This window comes from Prosthecobacter fluviatilis, assembly GCF_055388355.1.
Map to the genome: position 1 here is coordinate 5,932,793 of NZ_AP043782.1, position 19,409 is coordinate 5,952,201.

The following is a 19,409-nucleotide window of genomic DNA, read 5'->3' on the forward strand; positions in this document are numbered from 1 at the left end:
ACCTACGGCCGGAGTGCTCTCTTACTTCTTCTCCTCCGCAATCTCCAGCCTCGGGAACAGCGGCACAGGGGTGCCGAGCTGGTGGCCGCTGGGCAGCAGGCCCCACTTGAGGTCGCTGACCTTGAAGCCTTCCGGCATCTGCCAGCCGATCTGCGCGCGGGCGGTGGCCATGGCGGTGGGCATGATGGGATTGAGCAGGACGGTGACGTGCGTGAAGGCCTCCGCCAGGTGGTAGAGCACGCTGTCCAGGCGGGCTGCCTGCGCGGGATCTTTCGCTAGGCCGAAGGGCTTGGTGCTGTCCACATACGCATTGGCATGGGTGACGATCTTCCACGCGGCGGCGATGCCTTCGTGGATGTCCCAGCCGTTCATCTTTTCGAGATAAAGCGGCACGGCCTCCGCCACAGTCTGGCGCAGGGCTTGATTGATCTCGTCATCGTAGTCGCCGGGGTTAAGCACGCCATTGCGGTACTTCTGCGCCATGTTGATGGAGCGGTTGAGCAGGTTGCCCAGGCCGCCGGCCAGCTCCTTGTTGTAAGACATCTCGATGCGCTCGCCGCTGAAATCGGCGTCGTAGCCGGTGGCGATGTCGCGCATGAGGTAGTAGCGCAGGCCATCGGGCGTGAAAGTGTCTGAGAGCACGTTCGGATCGATCACGTTGCCCAGGCTCTTGCTCATCTTGGCACCCTTCACATTCCACCAGCCATGCACGACGAGCTTGGGGATCTGCTCGTCCGGGAAGCCGAGCGCATGCAGCATGATGGGCCAGTAAACGGCATGAGCGGGGACGAGGATGTCCTTGCCGATGATCTCGGCATCTGCAGGCCAGATTTTCTCAAACTGTGGCAGGCCCTCGTTGCCCACTTCATCGGCCAGATAGCCGGCAAAGCTGATGTAATTCGTCAATGCGTCGAACCACACGTAGTTGACGAATTTTTCATCAAACGGCAGCGGGATGCCCCAGCTCAGGCGCTCCACCGGGCGGGAGATGCAGAGGTCCTGCGCGTTTCCTTCCAGCGAGTTGAGCACATCGTTGGCGCGGTGCGGCGGGTAGATGAAATCGGGATTGCCACGGATGTAGTTTTTGAGCCACTCGACGTGGTCGCTGAGGCGGAAGTACCAGTTTTCCTCCTGGATCTCGACGACTTCGCCCCACTCCTCGCCGTAGCTGCCATCCGGGCCGCGTTCCTTGTCGGTGAGGAACTGCTCCTGGCGTACGGAGTAGAATCCGGCGTAGCTCTTTTTGTAAAGCTGGCCGGCGTCGTGCAGCTTTTGCAGCATGGCCTGCACCACGAGCTTGTGCTTGGTGTCGGTGGTGGCGGCCCAGCCGTCGTAACGCACGTTCAGCTTGTCCCACAGTGCGGTGAAGTGCCGCGTCACGCCATCGACGAATTCCTGCGGGGAGAGCCCGGCCTTGTCGGCGCTCTTCTGCACCTTCTGGCCGTGCTGGTCCACGCCGGTGAGGAAGTACACCTCACGCCCGTTGAGCCGCTGGAAGCGGGCCATGACGTCTGCCAGCACCTTCTCATAAGCGTGGCCGATGTGCGGCGGCGCGTTGGTGTAGTCGATGGCGGTGGTGATGTAGTAGGGCTTCATGGTTGGGCGCGTTGTCTCCATGCCTCCCTTCCTCCTGCAATTCAAGTGTTCCTGCGTGGGAATGCGCCGGGGGAGGGGATCAGCGAACGAAGCTGACCAGAGCGCTTCCGACGGTTGCGACAAGCACGATGGCCAGGTAAATGATCAGGATCGTGGCGGTGAACTTCCAGACACGGCGCTGCTCCGTGAGTGCTGAGGTCAAATCGGTGAACGACTGAGATTTCTCGAGGCTGGCAATGTTTGCCGCATACTTGCTCAGTTTCCTGGCGGGATAGTAAGTCAGCGAGCCAAAGATTCCGTACATGACAAACAGGATGATCAACTCAGGGCCGCCCACTGGGCCGATGCCCGGTTTGGACATGAGTCCGATCAGTCCTGCGCCGCCCATGACAAGGCAGCCCAGAGTCAGCAACGAGAAACTGATCCACAGCAGGACGGCAATGGTACGCACCCAAGACCGGGTGTTCGTGAGTTCCTCGATCACAGCGAAAGGCACGGTGCCCTTGGTGTCGCCTGCCGCCGCTAGGACGGTGGAGGATGGGGCCGCGTAGGGATTCAGGCTGTCAGTCGGCTTTGAGGCCGGGGATCTCCTGACCAAGGCGCTGAGGGAAGATAAGGGTGCTTTGGTCTGCGTGGCCGGAGAGCTGCCGAAAATTTCAGCCAGTCCCTTCCAGCCGGACATGCCTGCCTGCCAGCCCCAGTCGCTGGGCAGAAACTGGCCGTTTTGCAGACCTTCCTGAATTTGCTCGGCTTCAAAGGATCCAAGATTCTGACCTTCGCGGGTGACCTGATAGGCGCTCATGAGTGCACGGCCTGTAGCAGCGACATGTCCCGGATGTCTAGATGTTTTATTGAGGCATGGGCAAAAAAAGGCTGTTTGTAGCTGGGTGTGCGCACCCGGCGACGGCGTCTTGGAGTGCGTGTGGCAGAGATGCATGGCGCAAGCCTGCAAGTGCGACACAGCTTTTCGTCAGCCGGACGGCGCACTGGGGCAGCGCACCTCCGGCACATCTTCGAAAGCGGTACCGCTCCGAGTCTTGTCACACCATTGATTGATTCGCTGCGCTCACCCTTCGGGCAGCCTGAGGCTGTCTTGCCTCCGCTGCTTTTCGGTTCCAAGGCGCTGCCGTGCCTGCGTGAGCGCTGGCGCTTTCGACGCCGCGCAAGAACGATTCACGGTCTGCCAATCATACGTGCCTTGAGATCACTTCGGCAGCATGGTGAGATACTGGTCGTTCATCTGCTTCACCTTGGTGCGCATCGGCTCAAGTTGCGGCTGTAGCTTGGCAAGTTCGGCGGTGGCTTCGGCGATGATCTTGTCCTTTTCAGGGATCTCCTTGGTGGCGGCGGCGATGGAGGCCTCGGCGTCGGTCTTCTTCTTTTTCGCGCCTTCAAAGTCGGTGTTTGCCTTCGCAACTTCAGCCTTCTTGGCGTCCAGCACCTTCTGCTCGGCGTCCAGCTTGCCATGGGCGGCGGCGTAGGCCTGCTCCAGCGGTGGCAGCGCGGCCTTGGCGGCGGCGATGGCGGCGTTCAGCGGGGCAATCTTTTCAGCGAGGGCTTTTTCCAGGGCGGCAGGGGCGGCCTGCTTTTCAGCGAGGGCCTTGCCCTGGGCTTCGATTTCCTTCTGGATGGCCTCGCGCTGGGCGCGCAGCGGGGCAGCCTGCTTCTCGGCGGTGGCGAGTTCGGTTTTGGCCTGGGCGAGCTGCTGCTCGGCAGATTTCACCGCAGCCAGGGCTTTGGCTTCCTGGCCTGGGTTGTTGGCGGCGTGGGCGGTGTTTTTGGCGCTGCTGGCATCGCTTTTGGCCTTCTTCTTGGCGCTGAGGTCACCCTCGGCAGCCTTGAGGGCGTTTGCCACGTCTGCGGCGGCTTTTTCAGCCTCGGCCACCTTGGCGGTGAGAGTGGCGTCTCCGGCCTTGGCGGCCAGTTCCTTCCTGGCGGCGGCCACGGCGTCGGCAGCGGTCTTCTGGCGGGCACGGGCGTCCTGGAGCGCCTTGTCTGCTGCGCCTTCGGCAGCGGTGGCGGCGGTCAGGGCGGCTTCTGCTTCCTTGTCGGCCTTGGCCTTGGCGGCGAGATCTGCGGTGGCCTCTGCGTGGGCTTTCCTGGCGGCGGCGACTGCGGCTTCCTTGGCGGCGGTGGCATCCTGTCTGGTCTTCACGGTTTTCTCGGGGCCGGCGAGCTTGGCATTCACTTCGGCGAGGCTCTTCTTCCTGCCGTCGATGAGCTTGGCGATGCCTTCCGCCGCCTTCTTGGCTGCGGCGATGCCTTCGTCCTTGGTCTTGGTGGCTGCGGCGATTTCGGCCTCCTTGGTGGTGATGATGGCCTTCTGCTCGTTCACTTTGGCAGCGGCGGCGGCGTCAGCCTCGCGTGTGGGCTTGATGGCGGTTTCCAGTCCGGCCTGCTCTCCCTGCACCTTCTTCAGCGCGGCTTCGAGCCCGGGCTGGGCGGCGGTGGATTCGGCGATGGCTTTCTTGGCGGCCTCAATGCGGGCGGCGGCAGAGACCTTGGCGGCTTCCGCATCCTTCTTGGCTTCCGTGAAGTCGTTAAAGTCCGCTTCGAGCTTGGCGAGCTTTTCCTTTTCGGCGAGCACGCCGGTGTTGAACTGCGCGGCCTTGAGGGCGGTGGGCACCTTTTGCAAAATGCCGATCTCAGTGCTGGCAGATTTCACCGCATTTTGAGCGGCGGCGAGGTTGTTTTTGCCTGTGGCGGCATTGGATTCGGCATTCTTGATGCGCTCCGGCCCGGCTTTCACGAGGGCAGGCAGCTTGGGCAGCTCGGCCTTCTTGGCGGCGATGCCTTCGGCTGTGGCCTTGATCTTGGCATCGGTCTCCGCGATGAGCTTGTCGAGGTCTGCGGGGGCGGCAGGAGCGGCACCCAGTTCGGCCTTTGCCTTGGCGAGTGCGGCAGCGAGCTGGTCCGCCTTGGCTTTGACGGGGGCAAGTTTCTGCTGCTCGGCCTTGGCGGTGGCGAGTTTGCTTTCAGCGTCTTTGACCTTTGCGGTCAGGGCTGCGTCACCAGCTTTGGCGGCCAGTTCCTTCCGGGCGGCTTCCAGCGCGGCGTTTCCGTCTGCCACGGCCTTGTCCGCAGCGGCCAGCTTGGCGGCCTCGGCGGCCACAGGAGCCAGCTCCTTTTCCTTTGCGGCGATCTGGGCGGACTTTTCCGCATGCGCCTTGATGGCGGCGGTGCGTGCGGTCTTGTCCTGCTCGGCCTTGGTGCGGGCGGCTTTCAGTGCGGCGAGGGCCTTTTCATCGTTGGCGATCTCTCCGGGGAGATTTTTGCTGCGTGCTTCGTTTGCGGCCACTTCGGTACGGACTTTGGCCAGGGCTTCGTCGCGTGCCTTGGCGTCGGCCTCGGCGGTTTTGATGGCGGCCTGCAGGGCTGGGAGCTTGGTGGTGAGCTCGGCGAGACGCTGCTCGGTCTGCACGATGCGCTGGGCGATCTGCGAAGGATTGCTGGTGAGTTGGCCTGTTTCGGCAAGCTTTGGCGTGGCGATGTCCCACAGCTTGATCTCGCCGCGCCAGTTGGCGGAGATGGCGGACTTGGAGTCAAAGAGCGCGACGACCTTGGTCACGAGATCGCCCTGGCTGGGGGCCTCGCCGAGCTTGTTGCCGTTGATGTCCCAGACGCGGACGAGGCCGTCGTTGCCGGAGGAGACGATCTTGCCGTCCGGCGTGAAGGAGACGGACTGTACGCCGCCGCCATGGGCCGCCCAGTTTTTCACCTGCTTGCCCTCGTTCATCTCCCAGGTGGTGATGGTGCCGTCCATGGAACAGGAGGCGAGGATGTTGGAATCTGCGCGCCATGCCAGATCCACGCAGGAGGCCTTGTGCTGGCCGAGGATGTAGAACTCGCCGCCATTCGCAGCTTCCCAGACGTTGACATTGCCGTTGCGGTCGCTGGTGGCCAGCAGCACCCCATCGGGGCTGAAGGCCGTGCTCATGACCCACTCGGTGTGCTTGCTGATGACGTACAGCTCTTCGCCGGTGGCCGTGTCGTAGGTTTTCACCTTCTTGGACGGGCTGCCGATGACGATCTTGGTGTGGTCAGGGCTGATGTCGGCGGACATGACCTGGTCGAATTCCTTGCCGACTTCGGTGATGCGCTTGCCGGTTTTGACATCCCAGACGATGGCGTGGCCGTTTTTGCCGCCACGGCCGCCGCCCATGATGAGCAGGGAGCCATTGCGGCTGAAGCGCAGGCTGCGTGCGTAGCCCTCCGTGTAGGGGAAGATGCCCACGAGCTGCCGGGTGTCTGTGTCGTAGAGCAGGATCTGCTTGGGCGCGGCCAGCGCCATCAGCGAGGTCCAGGGACTCGCGGCCATGGCGGTGATGGCGGTGGTGTGCTGGGTGACGATGACGGGCTCCAGCAGCACGTGCTCGGGCTTGGCGATGGGGCCTTCCGGCTTGCCGCCGGTGACGGTGACGGCCATGTCCACCTTGGGCTTGGAGGATTTCTTGGCGATGCTCGACTTGGTTTCAAGAATGCCGCCCTTGATCCAGGCTGCGAGGAGATCGAGATCCTTCGGCCCCAGCGGTGCACCTTCCGGTGGCATGAAGGGCTCCTCCTTCTTGGCGCAGGTGGTCCAGAGGCGGCTGCTGTCGGCATTGCCGGCGTCCACGACGGAGCCGCCGCCGCCGCCGTTCATGAGTGCGCCAAAGCTGGTCAGGTCCAGGTCCCCCTTCTTTTTGTCCGGATTGTGGCAGGAGAAGCATTTGTTCTCCAGCAGCGGGCGGACGTGGTCTTGGTAGGTGATTTTTTCGGCGGAATCCTGGGCGTGAAGAGACACAGCGGCAAAAGCCGCGCAGGTCAGCGAAAGGGTGTTTTTGGGCATCATAGGGGGACTATGTGTGAATTACGCAGCATAGGCGCAAAGCCTTTCGCATCTTCCCTTGGTGTGGATGTGCGGAAATTGCGCCGGACTGGGGGCTTTTGCGGGAAATATGGGCGGTGCGCATCTTTTTCAGCGGGCTGTTTCCAAGTCGCGGGCAAGTGCTTCAGTTTCAGGATGATTCAAAACAAAAGGCCGTGCGTCTGCTTCCTCCGTCCGCTGCTCCATGGGGCGGCGGCAGTGCTGGCAGGGGTGCTGCTGCCTTTTGTATGGCTGCGGGAGCAGCCTGAGTTCTGGACCTACGCCGGCGGTTATCCCCTCTGGCTGCGTCAGGCGGTGCTGCTGGGGTTTTACCCCCTGCTGCTGGCGCAGGTGGGACTGATCATCTGTCTGAGCTGCTTGCTGGTGCGCAGCCCCTCACGCCTCGCCAGGCTGGTTTATGCAGAGGCCGTGGTGCTGCTGCTGCATTGGGCGGTTCTGGCGCTGGTCGTCCTCATGATGCTCGCCAATAACGTGGCCAACCTCCTGGACGGGCGCCCGCTGCATGATCATCAGCGCAGTGTGACCACCAGCGGAGCGAACTTCAAAGCTCGCTCCTGAGAGGCGGCGCTGTGTCCCGGCGGGTTAGTCGCTGAGGGGGGCTTTACTTGCCCAGCTTGTAGATGGCGCCGTTCCAGTCGAGCACGAGCATTTCTCCGGCGGCATTGGCGCAGAAGGCGGTCGGTTTGACCAGCACGGTGGGCTTCTTCTTGGGGTCGGTGGGCGGAGTCTGGGGGCTGGTGTAGAGCAGCTCATTGCTCTGCTCCTTGCCGCTGTCATCGGTCTTGAGAGCCCAGACCTTGCCGAGCACGAAGTCGCCATAAACGTATTTGCCCCGAAGCTCTGGCAGCGTTTTTCCGGTATAGACGATGCCGCCGGTGATGCTGAGGCCGTCTGCGTGGGTGTAGGAATGGATGGGCTCGATGAATTTGGCGTCGGCGGGCGGAGTGTCGGTCATGAGCGGGAAGGCGGCGGGACCTTCACGGAAGTTCCAGCCGTAGTTGCCGCCGTTGGTGATCCAGTTGATCTCCTCATAGATGTCCTGGCCCACGTCGGCGCACCAGAGGTGGCCCTTGGCGTCAAAGCTCAGACCCCAGGGGTTGCGGATGCCGTTGGCATAGATCTGCGGCAGGGCGTTCACGCCGCTGGCGTAGGGGTTGTCGGCAGGAATTCCGTAAGCTTTGGCGTATTCGCGGCTGTTGACGTCGATGCGGAGGATCTTGCCGTAGAGCGTGGCGTTGAGCTGGGACATCTTGAGCTCGCCGTTGCGCTTGGAGTTGTCCCCCACGCCGATGTAGAGGAAGCCATCCGGGCCGAAGACGATGTTGCCGCCGTGGTGGTTCCAGTTCACCAGCGGGATCTCAAGAAGCGAGCGCTCGGTGCTTTCATCGGCCTTGTCGCCATTGGCCTTCATCTCGGTGATCACGAGACGCTTGGGCTTCTGCAGCGTGTAGCAGAGGTAGAAAAGGCCGTTGTCCTTGAACTTCGGGTGGAAGGCCAGGCCGTTGAGCCCTTCTTCAAACAGGCCGTCCTTGGCCTCCATGCCACGCGGGGAGAGGTTGAGGAAGGTCTTGGCCTCGCTGCCAGCTTCGTCTTTCGGCAGGATCAAAATCTGTCCGCGCTGCAGCGCCAGAAACTCACGGCCGCTGCCATCCTCCGGAATCGCCACGGCGATGGGCCGCTCCGTTTTGAGCTTTTCATAAACACGGGTCAGCTTGTGCGTGTCGGCAGCAAAAGCGGCAGAGGAGAGCAGGGCGAGGCAGAGAAGGGAGCGCATAAGAACGAGATAGTCAGTCTATCCGGGCCAAGTCTTGCAGGGCAATGATGATTTTTTTGCGTGAAGCGGGGGCTCCGGACCATTCCACCATTCTGACCCATTCTATCATTCTCAATTCTTGCATGCGCTGCATCCAAACCATGGAGGAATGGAAAATGGTGGAACTAAGAATGGCGGAAATGGCATGGCCCTGTGAAGACCCACCGTTTTTTACCGCCCGCGAACTTCGCGCTGACCCTTGCACTCTGCGTCCCGCTCCATACTCTTTCGACCCCAAATCCCATGAGCAACGCCACCGCCATCACCCCCACACGTGCCCAAGACTTTCCCGAATGGTACCAGCAGGTCGTTCGTGCCGCCGACATGGCGGAGAACTCCGAGGTGCGCGGCTGCATGGTCATCAAGCCCTGGGGCTACGGCCTGTGGGAGAGCATCCAGCGCCAGCTGGACGCCAAGTTCAAGGCCACCGGCCATGTGAACGCCTACTTCCCGCTCCTCATTCCCCTGAGCTACCTGGAAAAGGAGGCTCAGCATGCCGAGGGCTTTGCCACGGAGTGCGCCGTCGTCACGCATCACCGCCTGGAGGCGCAGAAGCAGCCGGACGGCACCACCAAGATGATCCCCACCGGCGAGCTGGCCGAGCCCTTCGTCATCCGCCCCACTTCCGAGACCATCATCGGTGCGGCCTTTGCCCGCTGGGTGGAAAGCTACCGCGACCTGCCGCTGCTCATCAACCAGTGGTGCAACGTCATGCGCTGGGAGATGCGCCCGCGCCTTTTCCTGCGCACTGCCGAGTTCCTCTGGCAGGAAGGACACACCGCGCACGAGACGGAAGAAGAAGCCATCGTGGAAACCCGCACCATGCACAAGGTGTATGAGGAATTCCTGCGCGACCATCTGGCCATCCCGGTGATCCCTGGCGAAAAGACGGAGCGCGAGCGCTTCCCCGGCGCGGTGCAGACCTTCACCGTCGAAGCCATGGTGCAGGACCGTAAGGCCATCCAGGCCGGCACCTCCCACTACCTGGGGCAGAATTTCTCCAAGGCTGCGAACATCCAGTTCCTCGGCCGCGACAACACCCGCCAGCTGGCCTACACCACGAGCTGGGGCGTGAGCACGCGCATGATCGGCACGCTGATCATGGCGCATGGCGACGACGACGGCGTGATCATCCCGCCGCGCGTGGCCCCCACTCAAATTGTCATCCTGCCGGTGACTCCAAAACCCGACACGCGTCAGGAAGTCATCGACGCCTGCGAGGCGCTGGCGCAGACGCTGCGCACGCAGACCTTTGCCGGCGAACCGCTGCGCGTGCACGTGGACAAGCGCGACCTGCAGGGCGGAGCCAAGAACTGGGAGTGGATCAAGAAGGGCGTGCCGATGCGACTCGAAATGGGACCGCGCGACATCACCAGCCGCAGCGTGGCCGTGTGCCGCCGCGACCAGGGACCGAAGGCGAAGGAATTTGTGCCGAAGGAAGATTTCATCCAGTCCGTGACCGAGCGCCTGCAGGAGATTCAGGACGCCTTGCTGGCCCGTGCAACGGCGCTGCGCGATGCCAACATGAAGAAGCTGGAGACGCTGGAGGAATTCAAAGCCTTCTTTGCCGAAGGCTCCGAAGGCGGCTTTGCCCTCATGCACTGGGCTGGCAGCAGCGAGGAGGAGGAAACTCTCAGCAAGGACATGAAGGTCACCATCCGCTGCATCCCGCACGGCGATCAGTTTGCCGAAGAAGGAAAGTGTTTCCTTACTGGCAAGCCGAGCACCCGCCGCGTGGTGTTTGCGCGGAGTTATTGAGGCAGGCCGGAGTAGTGCGGGCAATCCTGCCCGCAAAGAGAACGTTCTTCACGGGCAGGATTGCCCGTGCTACTTCCTCGCTGCTGCCCTGGTCACGATGAGCGCTTGCCTCAGCGCAAAATCTCCCCCTTCGTCACATCTCCGGGCACATCCAGCAGCATGATCTGATTGATGGTCTTGAACTGCGCGTGGTCGGCCACGTCCCAGACGATCTTCTTGTCCCGCGTGACTTCGATGACCTGGGCCTGCTCGCCGATGTGGCCGTGGCCGAGATAGACGCAAAAGACGGTGTTGCCATTCGGCAGGCGCTGGCAGCCTGCCATGAGGCGCAGGGTATAGCCGGGGATGTCGTTTTCTCCGAGCTCCCACACGATGTTCTCTTTCGCATCCAGCTCGCGCACCTGATGGCCGTCGCCGCAGGTGATGAGCAGATGCCCCTCGGGCAGCGGCACGACTTCATGCGGATCTCCGGGGACCTTGATCTGGCGCAGCACTTTGCCCTCGCCATCCAGCTCGACGATTTTGCCCTCGCCTTTGAAGGCCACGAGGTAGTGGCCGTTGGCCAGCTTGCGCGTGCCTCGGAATTGATTGTGCAGCTTGATCTCCGGCGCGGCGGCCAGCTTGATCTCCTTGGCGATCTTGCCTGCGCGATCCACCTCGATGATGCGGCTCGTTCCGCATTCCACGAGCATCACATTGCCATCTGGCAGCGGCTGGCAGGCGTGCACCTCCACTTTCACATCGGTGGGGGCCTTGTATTCCCAGACGACCTTCTTGTCAGGCGTCACCTCCAGCGCGCCGCTGACAAAGCAGAAGAGGTAGTTCCCATTTGGCAGCTTCCAGCAGTCCTGCGGGGCCTTGCAGTCCCACTGCCACTCGATCTTGCCCTCGGCAGACACCACACACACTTTGCCCCCGCCGTAGTCGCAGCAGAGAAACGGATGCGCCGCAGCAGCGGACGAGACAAGGGCGAGGAGGACGGCGAGAAGTCGGAGCGTGGGCATGATAAAAAGGCTGGCCCACATCAACGTACACCGCAGGGCGTTTGATTCACGCCATTCTCAGCGCGCATCCCCCGCTGAAAATCAGCGGATGAAGTAGCTCAGGTTTTCCAGCTCCACGGCCAGATCCACGCTGTTCACGACCACGTTTTCGGGCACGTCGAGCACGGTGGGGGAGAAGTTCAGAATGGCCTGGATGCCGTGCTGCACCATCTCATTGACCACGGACTGGGCGCTGCTGGCTGGCACGGAGAGAATGGCCATCTTCACATTCTGGCGGCGGATGAAGTCGGGCATGTCCGTCATGGCCAGCACGGGGACGTTGACTCCTGGCACCTTGCGCGGAGCGAGGTCAAAGGCGGCGGCAATTTCAAAGCCCTCCTTGCGGAAGCCGCCATAGCGCATGAGCGCGGAGCCCAGATTACCCACACCCACGAGGATCACCGGCTGCAGCTTGTTCTGTCCCAGCACGTCGCCGATGGTGCCGCTGAGGGCATCCACATTGTAGCCCAGGCCGCGTGTGCCCAGCTGCCCAAAGTAGGCCAGGTCCTTGCGCAACTGCGTGGACTTCACCCCGGCGGCCTTTGCGAGCGCGGCAGAAGAAACCGTGTCCACCTGGTTCTCACGCAGACGCTGCAGGCAGCGCTGGTAGATCGACAGGCGGTAGATCGACTTGCGGGGTATATCTACTTTGGCGGGCATTTGGGGGGAACAATGTGAAAATTCACCCAAACGTAACGAATGTCAAACGGTGCTAGGCAGCAGGCCTACTGTCTCAAAGGGCCGGACTGAGGATCGGGCGTGGTTCTGACGGGGCCCGCATCCGGAATGCGCTGAGCTGCTGGAATGTGGAGGTTTTGCTCCAGCATTTTGAGGAACTCGATCAGTCCTGGGGTGGACTTTTTTTCGTCGTAGAGCTTTTTCAGAATCGCATACCCTTTGGCCCAGGAGTCCGGGTCATTGGACTGTGCGTAGGCGTAGCCGGCGAAGCGTTCGGTGAAGTTCAGGCCGCCGTGCTGAAAGGCGCTCAGGTAGGCGTCGCCTGAGGCTTTGAAATCCTTGCTGCGGTTCCAGTGCAGGTCTCCCAGTTTCTGCCAGAGGCGCGCGTTGTCGGGCATGAGGCTGAGGCCCTCCTTGAGGAGGTCGATGCCGCGCTGCACATAGTCGCGGTACAGGGTGCCGCGCAGCCCTGCTTTCAGCTCCTTGTTGTAGAGGTAGTAGGAGGCTGCGTTGTAGGCCATGTGCCAGGAGGCCTCCTCCCAGTAGCGGGCGACGCGGGGCTGGAGCTGTGTCACAAAGCCGTAGTATTTGTCCACCTGCGCCCAGTTCACCCGTGTGAACTCCACGTGGGCACGCAGCTGGAAGATGGTGGCGATGAGTCCGCGCAAGCCGCCAAAGGCTGCTGCGAGGCCCATCTGGCCCATGTTTCCTTTCACACCCAGGTGCAGCGGGGCATCCACCAGGCGCATCGTGCGCAGGTCATGCGTCACCTTCTGCTCCAGCGGCAGCTTCAGCACACCAAAGATCAGCAGCAGCGCGGCGGCCTGGAGTTTGCGTTTCATAGCTCCTTTTCCACAAAGACCAGGTGGGTGACGAAGAGGTAAACCGTGATGTAGAGGGCTGTGATGCCGGTCATTTCATACACTGCCGCCCATGGCACGATCTCGCCGTTGGCCACGCTGTCCACGACGTCAAACTGCGCCAGGTCCGGGCAGATCGCGGCCAGCAGAAAGGTGGCGACGCGCGTGGAGGTGCTTCCCAGATTGGGCTGGAGCACGAACTCGCGAATCATCGCATGACCGTGACCGATGATGGTGATGCAAAAGGCGATCACGATGGTAAACAGGGTCGAGCTGGCGATGCAGGACAGCAGCAGGGCCACGGTCGTCACCACGGCGGCTTTCAGGAAGATGGCCCAGACCGCCCAGTGCAGATTCCAGGTGAGCCCCTGCCGGGCCACGATCTCGCGCATTTGGGCGATGACTTCGGGAGTGTCCTGCCTTTCTGTGCGCAGCTGGGCCACGGCCGCGTTGAAGAGCATGGACTGCTGCAGCCACAAAATGAGGCTCAGCACCGCATCAATGATGACCAGGCCGGAGGCGATGAGCATCAGCACGCCGAGCAGCTTGCCCAGCAGGTAGTCAAAACGCGGCACCGGCTTGGAGAGGATGGTGTAGAGCGTGCGGTCCTCCAGATCCTTTGGCAGCAGCAGGGCGGTGGCGACAATGCCAAACACGATGCTGAAAATCTGCAGCACGCCCAGGGACATGGTCTTGAACTGGCTGAGCTGCTGCTCGGGATTGATCGTGGAGAATCCCACCCCCATGGCGGCCACCAGAGCGCAAAACAGCAGCAGGAAGGGCAGGATCTTCATCCGCATGAGCTGCGTCATCGTCGCATAGGCGAGCGTCCATACGCGCCCGGGCGAGAAGCGCACCGGGGCCACGGAGATGGCGGTGGTACTGGGGGGGGCTTCGCTCATGGTTTTTTGGGTTCGTTCGTGGCTTCGATGAACAGGCGCTCCAGCGTGGTGCGCGGGTGGCCGCTGCGCAGCAGGCGTGTGCCGCCGCCTTCGGCCTTCACCAGGGCGTCGATCTTGGCCAGCAGGTCTGGGGTGGCGTTTTCAAATACGAGCTCGGTTTGATTTTCCACGGCGATCAGCTCATTGAGCCTGCCTTCGCGCACCATGCGCCCGTGGGCCATGATGCCTACGCGGTCGCAAACTTCCTGCATCTGCTCCAGCAGGTGGGACGTCACCAGCACCGTGATGCCGCGTGCGCGGAACTCGATGATGAGATCCCGTATGATGCGTGAGCCGGAGGGGTCCACGCCGGCGGTGGGCTCGTCCAGCACGAGCAGGCGCGGCTCGTGGATCAGCGCCTGCGCCAGTCCCAGGCGCTGCAGCATGCCTTTGGAATAGCCGCCCACACGCCGTGTCGCCGCATCTTCGAGGCCGGTCAGCGCCAGCATCTCCTCGGCGCGCGATTTCAAAAGATCACCGCTCATGCCGCAGAGCCTGCCATAAAAGTGCAGGGTCTCGCGCCCGGTCAGGTGCTTGTAGAAATACGGATTTTCCGGCAGGAAGCCCACGCTGCGGCGGCTGGCCACCTCCGTGCTCGGGATGCCAAAGATGCGGGTCTCGCCCTCGGTCGCATTGAGCAGGCCCAGAATGGCCTTCATCGTGGTGGATTTGCCAGATCCATTGGGGCCGATGAGGCCATAGACCTCTCCTGCCTCCACGGTGAATGACACATCGTGCACCGCGCGAAAGGCACCTTTGCCCAGGTGGCCTTTGAAGACCTTGGTCAGATGGTTCACGGAAACGGCGGGCGTGGCGCTCATAGGGGTAGGGGACGGGTTAATCACGCAGAATGCTGAATCCACGCAAGTTTGGCTGCGCGGCAACGGCATTGACCTCACGTTCCTTGATGTGGGAGCCCAGGCTGCTCTGCTGGATGTCCTCCAGAAAGGCGTCCAGCTCGTCGGCCTCAAAGGACTGGGCCAGCATTTCGACGCGGCCGTCTGGCAGGTTTTTGACCCAGCCGGTGACATCAAAGCCCGAGGCGATGCGCTTCGTGCTGTAGCGAAAGCCCACGCCCTGGACGCGGCCGGAATAGAAAACATTTTTTGCAGTCATCATTTCATCAAAAGTTTCAATGCAGCCCTGGCTTCATCGCTGGCCGCTTCAATCAGCACCACACCGGCGTCGCCGCGGTTGCGCAGCAGGCACACAAACCGGCCCTGCGCGCTGAATTCGTTTTCGCCCTGGGTGGCGTAGCGCTGCTTCAGGCAGCTGAGCATGGCTTTGTAAAAGGCGTCTGCGGAGGATTTGTCCATGAACAGGGTCTGCCATGCGGCGTGGTCGCGTTTGGCGCCGCCGTCCGCCGCCCAGACGAGCAGCCGGTCTGCCACCAGACCGCGCGCACCCAGTGCGGCGTCTTCATCCTCATTGTAGGTCCGCAGGACTGTCACGCAGGCGAACTTGCCGAGGCAGTCGTCCCAGTAGGGCAGCACGCCTTTGAGCTTTACCTCATCCAGCTTGATCTCCACGGGGGCAGGGCGCTCCGGATCGAGATAGACCTCCGGCTCAATGACCTCTGCGGTGCTGATGGGCGGGCGACTGTAGGCGGCGTTGAGCTGCGCAAAGTTGCCGGCGCTGTGCAGCGTCTGGGCAAAGTCAAAGCCGCGGCTGAAGGGGAACAGCGCCAGCTCACGCAGAAAGGCGGGCATGGGTACCTGGTTCAGTGGATGGTCCGGGTCCTCCGCAGGCAGGTCGTCTTTCAGTGCGGAGGCCGGGTTTTGCAGCGAGTGGAGGAAGCGTGTGAGCGCTGCATCGCCCGCAATCAATGAGTCACGCGCGAGCCGCATGTCCGTTTTCACAGCGCCGTGCTGTGGCTGATACAGGATGTCGCCATACTCGCGCAGCAGCTGGCCGAAGGCGATCCCGAGAGGCTCGTTGGAAGTTACTGCCGGGCCGGAGGCGGTTGCGGGGTCGATCGTGTACATCGTCTCCGACTCATCATCATACCAGCCGCCCAGCTGCCGGGCCAGCAATGCGGCACGCAGTGGCAGCGGATCGATGGCCTCAGGAATCCAGCCCAAAGCTGCGAGTCCACGCGCAAATTTCTTTGCCTCCTCGTTCGGTTGCTGGCGTTTCAACCAGGCGAGGATGACGATTTCCACCTCCTCCTGGCTCACGGCTGTCGTTACCAGGGGCAGCGCCTGCAGTTTGCGCATTTTCATCATCTCCAGGCCCATGCCCACAAAGTCCGGCGGCTCTTCATCCGCCTTCTGAGCCATCTTGGGCGCGTCCTTCATGCCCAGCATGCCGAGCTTCTGAATCAACTGCGCATTCTCGTCTTTAAGCGCGTCATTCTGCCCCTGCAAATACTCGACCTGGCCCTCCAGCAGAACGATCTGCTTTTTGAGGTCTTCCAATGGGCTGCCGGAGGCGCTGACCGGCGCTGCTTCCTGCTTTGCCACAGCCACCTGCGTCCGCTGGCCGTCTGCTGGCGGCGGCTCTGTGCCGGCCCCCACCAGAAGCAAAGCCGCGGCCCCTCCTAGCGCTAGGAGTATGATCAGCAGGGTGGCCGGGTTGAGCTTCATCGCCAAATCATGCAGCGGGAAAACGGCGCGGGCAATTCATCCTTCGCTAAAGCTTCGGAGAAGAGGTGCCCCGGCGCTTTTTTTCAGTGCACTTTTCCGCTTGGCGCAAGGCCGTTCCAACCCAACATAACCGGAACCGGGCACAGCCGCCCGCACCACCCATGCACCGCTGGCGATTCGGCAACCACGATCTCGATCTCACCCACCGCGGGCTCATCATGGGCATCGTCAACGTCACGCCCGACAGCTTTTCGGATGGCGGGCGCTTCAACGATCCCGGTCGCGCCGTGGAGCACGCCTTCATGCTGCTGGCGCAAGGTGCGGACATCCTGGACATCGGGGGAGAGTCCACTCGCCCTGGTGCCGAGCCGGTCAGTGAAACGGAAGAGCTGCACCGCGTGCTGCCCGTGATCCGTGCGGTGCGCTCGCAGACCCAAGCTCTCATCTCCATCGACACCATGAAGGCCGCCGTGGCCCGCGCCGCGCTGGATGCCGGGGCCGACATCATCAATGATGTGACCGGCCTGCGTGGAGACGCCGCCATGCCGCGCGTGGCGGCAGATTCCAAAGCGGGCCTCGTCGTCATGCACATGACCGGCACGCCGCAGACCATGCAGAACCAGCCGCAGTATGAGGATGTGGTGGCCGAGGTCGGCAGCTACTTTGACAACCGCCTGCGCGTGCTGGAGGGCGAGGGTATCGACCCCGAGCGCATCGTGTTGGACCCCGGCTTTGGCTTTGGCAAAACGCTGGAGCACAATCTCGCGCTCATGCGCGCCCTGCCGCAGCTCAGCACCCGGCGCCCGCTGTTGGTGGGTGTGTCGCGCAAATCCATGATCGCCCGCGTCATGCACTCCGATGCCATGGAAGACCGCTTCTGGCCAACGATTGCGCTGAGTGCCTACGCCCGCGAGCATGGTGCGAGGATCATCCGCGTGCATGATGTGAAGCCGAACTGCGATGCGCTGCGGATGATGGAGGCGATTTTGGAGACTGGTCAGTAACACATTGCACGGCCATGAACGATGACTCTGGCAACCCTCGGCAGACCTCCAATTCGTCGACCATTGCTTTGGTCGTGTTGCTGGTGCCGTTGCTTTATGCGCCTATGTTCTGGCTGTATGATCATACTTCGCTAAAGCAGCCATTAGACAGCTATATGGCGTGGTGGGAGCGGTTGGGCTCGAGGAAGATGTGAGAAGCGTCCCTTTTGGCAGAATGACCTGCGATGAATGACGCTACCACCAGCAAAAGTTCCAAGAGCGGAGCATTCGCTGCGATGCTAGTGGCACTGCCTCTGCTGTATGTCTTGAGTGTCGGGCCAGTATTCTGTCTTCTTGAGGATTCGGCATGGTGCCTAAAACATCCGCGTCTTATAAATGCCGTGCTGAACATTTACAGTCCGCTGAAGCCACTCTTTGCGCACGAATCCCTGGGCCCACCATTCCAGCGGTATGTCGATTGGTGGGTTGGTTTGGCCAAGGAGCCGTTACTGGGCCCAGGGCCCTTTTTCCCCGCTGACCAATACTCCGAAGATCCCTTCGCCCTGCCTGAAAACACTTCCGCTGATCAAGATCCAAAATAGGGAATGCCCAGCTTCTGCGCCACGCGCTTGGGCCGGCGCATCGCTTCGGCCATTCTTGCTGCTTCATCGGCACCGCGCAGGTCTTTGCAATCGGGGTGGGCTTCGGGGGAGTCGATGAGGCCGAGCTGGTGCAGCACATGGGCGGTGCTGTGCTTGTAGGGGGAGGCGCTCATGCGGTCGTCGAGGCGGAAGACCATGTCTTCAAAGGACTGGAAGGCCTCGAAGAGCTTATAGACGCGCGTGTCAAAGCGGCCGGTGCCGGTCTTGAACTTCTTGTCGGCCACGCTGTCCAGCAGCCACATGTCGCGGGCGGCGCAGATGAGCGGGCAGGCGCTGACGCCCGCGCCGATGAGCAGCGGCAGGCCCAGCTTGATGGCGGTGGCGATCCCGTAGTCGTCTCCGCTGTGCGGGGAGAAGGGCAGGTTCAGCCCTTTGCACATGGTGGCCCAGTAGTGGAAGTGCGGCTCGTCCAGCGTGCTGACCTTGCCACCCACATACGCCGGATGCAGCGCGATCTCATGGAACAGCCACGGATCAAACGGTGTGGCCCAGGGCACAAAGGAAGGCTCCAGCGCATGCGCGATGCCTGGGCGGATCAAGTGTTCGGCGATCTGAAAATAGGCATCGCGTCGCGGCTCATTCTCCAGCGTGTTGAGCAGCTTGCTGGTCATGATCATCATCTCGCAGTTGTCGTGCTCCTGCGCGATGTCGAGCAGCGGCCAGTAGCGCTCGGCTTTGAAGGCGGTGTCGTTTTCCGCGCCGCGTGCGGTCACGCCGGCGATGAAGCGCTGCGTGGGAAACTCCGCGCGGAAGCGCCTCAGCACCTCGGCATACAGGTCATTGCTAAGGTCAAAGATGTAGCCGGTGTCTGCATTGAGCACGAAGACCATCTCCACGCCGTAGTGCTCGCCACACTGCTGCATCCAGCGCACGCTTTTGGTGAAGCCGTCCCAGTCGGGCTTCTTGTCCTTGAAAGGCAGCAGCGTGGCCACGCAGAGACGTGCCTTGGTGGTGTGGTCCACCAGCTCCTCCTCGCTGGTGTAGGCCCAGACGGTTTCATTCCAGGCGGTGGAAGGCTGCAAGTCTGCGGGATTCGAAATGAGGGCGCGGTGGTCTGCCATGGGTGCAGTAGAGCACGCACCGTCCTGAGCACCAAGACGAATTGCGAATGCGCAGGATCGGAAATTGTGATTACCGAATGATCTTCAGCGTGCCGGCTTTCCCCGCAGGCCAGGCCGCGCCTTCTTTCACCCATTTGTTGATGATGGCGTATTCATCCTTGGTCAGGCGCTCGCCCACGGCGGGCATGACGCTGACGTTTTGATGCACAGTCTTTACATTGGCCACGAGCAGGCTGGTCTCCGGATGACCTGGGACGATGTAGGTGCCGAGGGCCTTGGTGCGCAGGGCTTCCTTGTGGCTGGCCAGGCTCATATGGCCGGGCAGGGCCTGGCGGTTGTGGCACATCACACACTTGGCCTCCAGCACCGGCTTCACATGCGCCACGAAATCGACGGGGCCATGCTTGGCGGCGTGGATGGCGTCCTTGCCCAGCACGTTCTCGCCCAGCGGCTTGGTTTCCGAATCAGGAGGCGTGGCGCAGGAGGCGAGTGCTAGGACGCAGAGCAGGGCGGGGAGTCGGCGGATGTTCATGAGGAAACAGAGCTTTGGAAGACAAGCATG

The 19,409-nt window shown here is 62.0% G+C and carries 17 protein-coding genes; 4 read left to right on the plus strand and 13 right to left on the minus strand.

The annotated features are described in order from the left end of the window. Positions 1–21 precede the first annotated feature (21 nt). The 3 genes from metG to ACZ5WW_RS23185 all read right to left on the minus strand — a co-directional run bounded on the left by metG (position 22) and on the right by ACZ5WW_RS23185 (position 6,427). Positions 22–1,596: a methionine--tRNA ligase gene (gene metG / locus ACZ5WW_RS23175; RefSeq protein WP_377163384.1), complete on the minus strand. Its 1,575-nt coding sequence runs from the start codon at positions 1,594–1,596 to the stop codon at positions 22–24. A 79-nt stretch (positions 1,597–1,675) separates the two neighbouring features. After that, positions 1,676–2,398, minus strand: a complete 723-nt coding sequence (locus ACZ5WW_RS23180) for a hypothetical protein (RefSeq protein ID WP_377163386.1) — start codon at positions 2,396–2,398, stop codon at positions 1,676–1,678. Between the two features lie 402 nt (positions 2,399–2,800). Further along, the gene (locus ACZ5WW_RS23185) at positions 2,801–6,427 is read right to left on the minus strand and encodes a c-type cytochrome domain-containing protein (RefSeq protein WP_377163388.1); all 3,627 of its coding nucleotides are present in this window, start codon (positions 6,425–6,427) and stop codon (positions 2,801–2,803) included. Positions 6,428–6,598: 171 nt separating this feature from the next. Here ACZ5WW_RS23185 and ACZ5WW_RS23190 point away from each other — a divergent pair, with 171 nt between their 5' ends. Beyond that, positions 6,599–7,021 carry a hypothetical protein gene (locus ACZ5WW_RS23190; protein WP_377163390.1) on the plus strand — a complete coding sequence of 141 codons (423 nt, stop codon included), beginning with the start codon at positions 6,599–6,601 and terminating at the stop codon, positions 7,019–7,021. A 43-nt stretch (positions 7,022–7,064) separates the two neighbouring features. Here ACZ5WW_RS23190 and ACZ5WW_RS23195 read toward each other — a convergent pair whose 3' ends face one another. After that, positions 7,065–8,237, minus strand: a complete 1,173-nt coding sequence (locus ACZ5WW_RS23195; protein WP_377163392.1) for a PQQ-dependent sugar dehydrogenase — start codon at positions 8,235–8,237, stop codon at positions 7,065–7,067. 282 nt (positions 8,238–8,519) lie between these two features. On the opposite strand from ACZ5WW_RS23195, the gene proS reads away from it, so the two are divergent. Then, positions 8,520–10,034, plus strand: coding sequence for a proline--tRNA ligase (gene proS / locus ACZ5WW_RS23200; RefSeq protein ID WP_377163394.1), 1,515 nt, complete (start codon positions 8,520–8,522; stop codon positions 10,032–10,034). A gap of 110 nt (positions 10,035–10,144) precedes the next feature. Here proS and ACZ5WW_RS23205 read toward each other — a convergent pair whose 3' ends face one another. From ACZ5WW_RS23205 to ACZ5WW_RS23235, 7 genes are all read right to left on the minus strand, one after another. After that, on the minus strand, positions 10,145–11,038 hold the full coding sequence (locus ACZ5WW_RS23205) for a beta-propeller domain-containing protein (protein WP_377163396.1): 894 nt from the start codon (positions 11,036–11,038) through the stop codon (positions 10,145–10,147). Between the two features lie 81 nt (positions 11,039–11,119). Then, positions 11,120–11,737, minus strand: a complete 618-nt coding sequence (locus tag ACZ5WW_RS23210; RefSeq protein ID WP_377163397.1) for a redox-sensing transcriptional repressor Rex — start codon at positions 11,735–11,737, stop codon at positions 11,120–11,122. A gap of 65 nt (positions 11,738–11,802) precedes the next feature. Beyond that, on the minus strand, positions 11,803–12,597 hold the full coding sequence (locus ACZ5WW_RS23215) for a hypothetical protein (protein WP_377163399.1): 795 nt from the start codon (positions 12,595–12,597) through the stop codon (positions 11,803–11,805). After that, the gene (locus tag ACZ5WW_RS23220; protein ID WP_377163401.1) at positions 12,594–13,517 is read right to left on the minus strand and encodes an ABC transporter permease; all 924 of its coding nucleotides are present in this window, start codon (positions 13,515–13,517) and stop codon (positions 12,594–12,596) included. The genes ACZ5WW_RS23215 and ACZ5WW_RS23220 overlap by 4 nt, the downstream gene beginning before the upstream one ends. Continuing rightward, on the minus strand, positions 13,514–14,377 hold the full coding sequence (locus tag ACZ5WW_RS23225) for an ABC transporter ATP-binding protein (RefSeq protein WP_377163403.1): 864 nt from the start codon (positions 14,375–14,377) through the stop codon (positions 13,514–13,516). The genes ACZ5WW_RS23220 and ACZ5WW_RS23225 overlap by 4 nt, the downstream gene beginning before the upstream one ends. A gap of 16 nt (positions 14,378–14,393) precedes the next feature. Beyond that, the gene (locus ACZ5WW_RS23230; RefSeq protein ID WP_377163405.1) at positions 14,394–14,675 is read right to left on the minus strand and encodes an acylphosphatase; all 282 of its coding nucleotides are present in this window, start codon (positions 14,673–14,675) and stop codon (positions 14,394–14,396) included. Then, entirely contained in the window at positions 14,672–16,141 is a 1,470-nt protein-coding gene (locus ACZ5WW_RS23235; RefSeq protein ID WP_377163407.1) for a hypothetical protein, read from the minus strand. The genes ACZ5WW_RS23230 and ACZ5WW_RS23235 overlap by 4 nt, the downstream gene beginning before the upstream one ends. A 161-nt stretch (positions 16,142–16,302) precedes the next feature. Here ACZ5WW_RS23235 and folP point away from each other — a divergent pair, with 161 nt between their 5' ends. Both folP and ACZ5WW_RS23245 read left to right on the plus strand, forming a co-directional pair. Then, positions 16,303–17,145, plus strand: coding sequence for a dihydropteroate synthase (gene folP, locus ACZ5WW_RS23240; RefSeq protein ID WP_377163409.1), 843 nt, complete (start codon positions 16,303–16,305; stop codon positions 17,143–17,145). A 14-nt stretch (positions 17,146–17,159) separates the two neighbouring features. Continuing rightward, positions 17,160–17,339, plus strand: a complete 180-nt coding sequence (locus ACZ5WW_RS23245) for a hypothetical protein (protein ID WP_377163411.1) — start codon at positions 17,160–17,162, stop codon at positions 17,337–17,339. A 371-nt stretch (positions 17,340–17,710) separates the two neighbouring features. Here the strand turns inward: ACZ5WW_RS23245 and ACZ5WW_RS23250 are convergent, their stop codons facing one another. After that, positions 17,711–18,847: a hypothetical protein gene (locus tag ACZ5WW_RS23250; protein ID WP_377163413.1), complete on the minus strand. Its 1,137-nt coding sequence runs from the start codon at positions 18,845–18,847 to the stop codon at positions 17,711–17,713. A gap of 70 nt (positions 18,848–18,917) precedes the next feature. After that, positions 18,918–19,379 (minus strand): c-type cytochrome domain-containing protein, encoded by a 462-nt coding sequence (locus ACZ5WW_RS23255; protein WP_377163415.1) that lies wholly within the window; start codon positions 19,377–19,379, stop codon positions 18,918–18,920. Positions 19,380–19,409: the final 30 nt, after the last annotated feature.

Bases quoted from the DNA above. Each gene is read 5' to 3' on its own strand.
- metG (WP_377163384.1), bottom strand. From the start codon at position 1,596: ATGAAGCCCTACTACATCACCACCGCCATCGACTACACCAACGCGCCG.
- ACZ5WW_RS23180 (WP_377163386.1), bottom strand. From the start codon at position 2,398: ATGAGCGCCTATCAGGTCACCCGCGAAGGTCAGAATCTTGGATCCTTT.
- ACZ5WW_RS23185 (WP_377163388.1), bottom strand. From the start codon at position 6,427: ATGATGCCCAAAAACACCCTTTCGCTGACCTGCGCGGCTTTTGCCGCT.
- ACZ5WW_RS23190 (WP_377163390.1), top strand. From the start codon at position 6,599: ATGATTCAAAACAAAAGGCCGTGCGTCTGCTTCCTCCGTCCGCTGCTC.
- ACZ5WW_RS23195 (WP_377163392.1), bottom strand. From the start codon at position 8,237: ATGCGCTCCCTTCTCTGCCTCGCCCTGCTCTCCTCTGCCGCTTTTGCT.
- proS (WP_377163394.1), top strand. From the start codon at position 8,520: ATGAGCAACGCCACCGCCATCACCCCCACACGTGCCCAAGACTTTCCC.
- ACZ5WW_RS23205 (WP_377163396.1), bottom strand. From the start codon at position 11,038: ATGCCCACGCTCCGACTTCTCGCCGTCCTCCTCGCCCTTGTCTCGTCC.
- ACZ5WW_RS23210 (WP_377163397.1), bottom strand. From the start codon at position 11,737: ATGCCCGCCAAAGTAGATATACCCCGCAAGTCGATCTACCGCCTGTCG.
- ACZ5WW_RS23215 (WP_377163399.1), bottom strand. From the start codon at position 12,597: ATGAAACGCAAACTCCAGGCCGCCGCGCTGCTGCTGATCTTTGGTGTG.
- ACZ5WW_RS23220 (WP_377163401.1), bottom strand. From the start codon at position 13,517: ATGAGCGAAGCCCCCCCCAGTACCACCGCCATCTCCGTGGCCCCGGTG.
- ACZ5WW_RS23225 (WP_377163403.1), bottom strand. From the start codon at position 14,377: ATGAGCGCCACGCCCGCCGTTTCCGTGAACCATCTGACCAAGGTCTTC.
- ACZ5WW_RS23230 (WP_377163405.1), bottom strand. From the start codon at position 14,675: ATGATGACTGCAAAAAATGTTTTCTATTCCGGCCGCGTCCAGGGCGTG.
- ACZ5WW_RS23235 (WP_377163407.1), bottom strand. From the start codon at position 16,141: ATGAAGCTCAACCCGGCCACCCTGCTGATCATACTCCTAGCGCTAGGA.
- folP (WP_377163409.1), top strand. From the start codon at position 16,303: ATGCACCGCTGGCGATTCGGCAACCACGATCTCGATCTCACCCACCGC.
- ACZ5WW_RS23245 (WP_377163411.1), top strand. From the start codon at position 17,160: ATGAACGATGACTCTGGCAACCCTCGGCAGACCTCCAATTCGTCGACC.
- ACZ5WW_RS23250 (WP_377163413.1), bottom strand. From the start codon at position 18,847: ATGGCAGACCACCGCGCCCTCATTTCGAATCCCGCAGACTTGCAGCCT.
- ACZ5WW_RS23255 (WP_377163415.1), bottom strand. From the start codon at position 19,379: ATGAACATCCGCCGACTCCCCGCCCTGCTCTGCGTCCTAGCACTCGCC.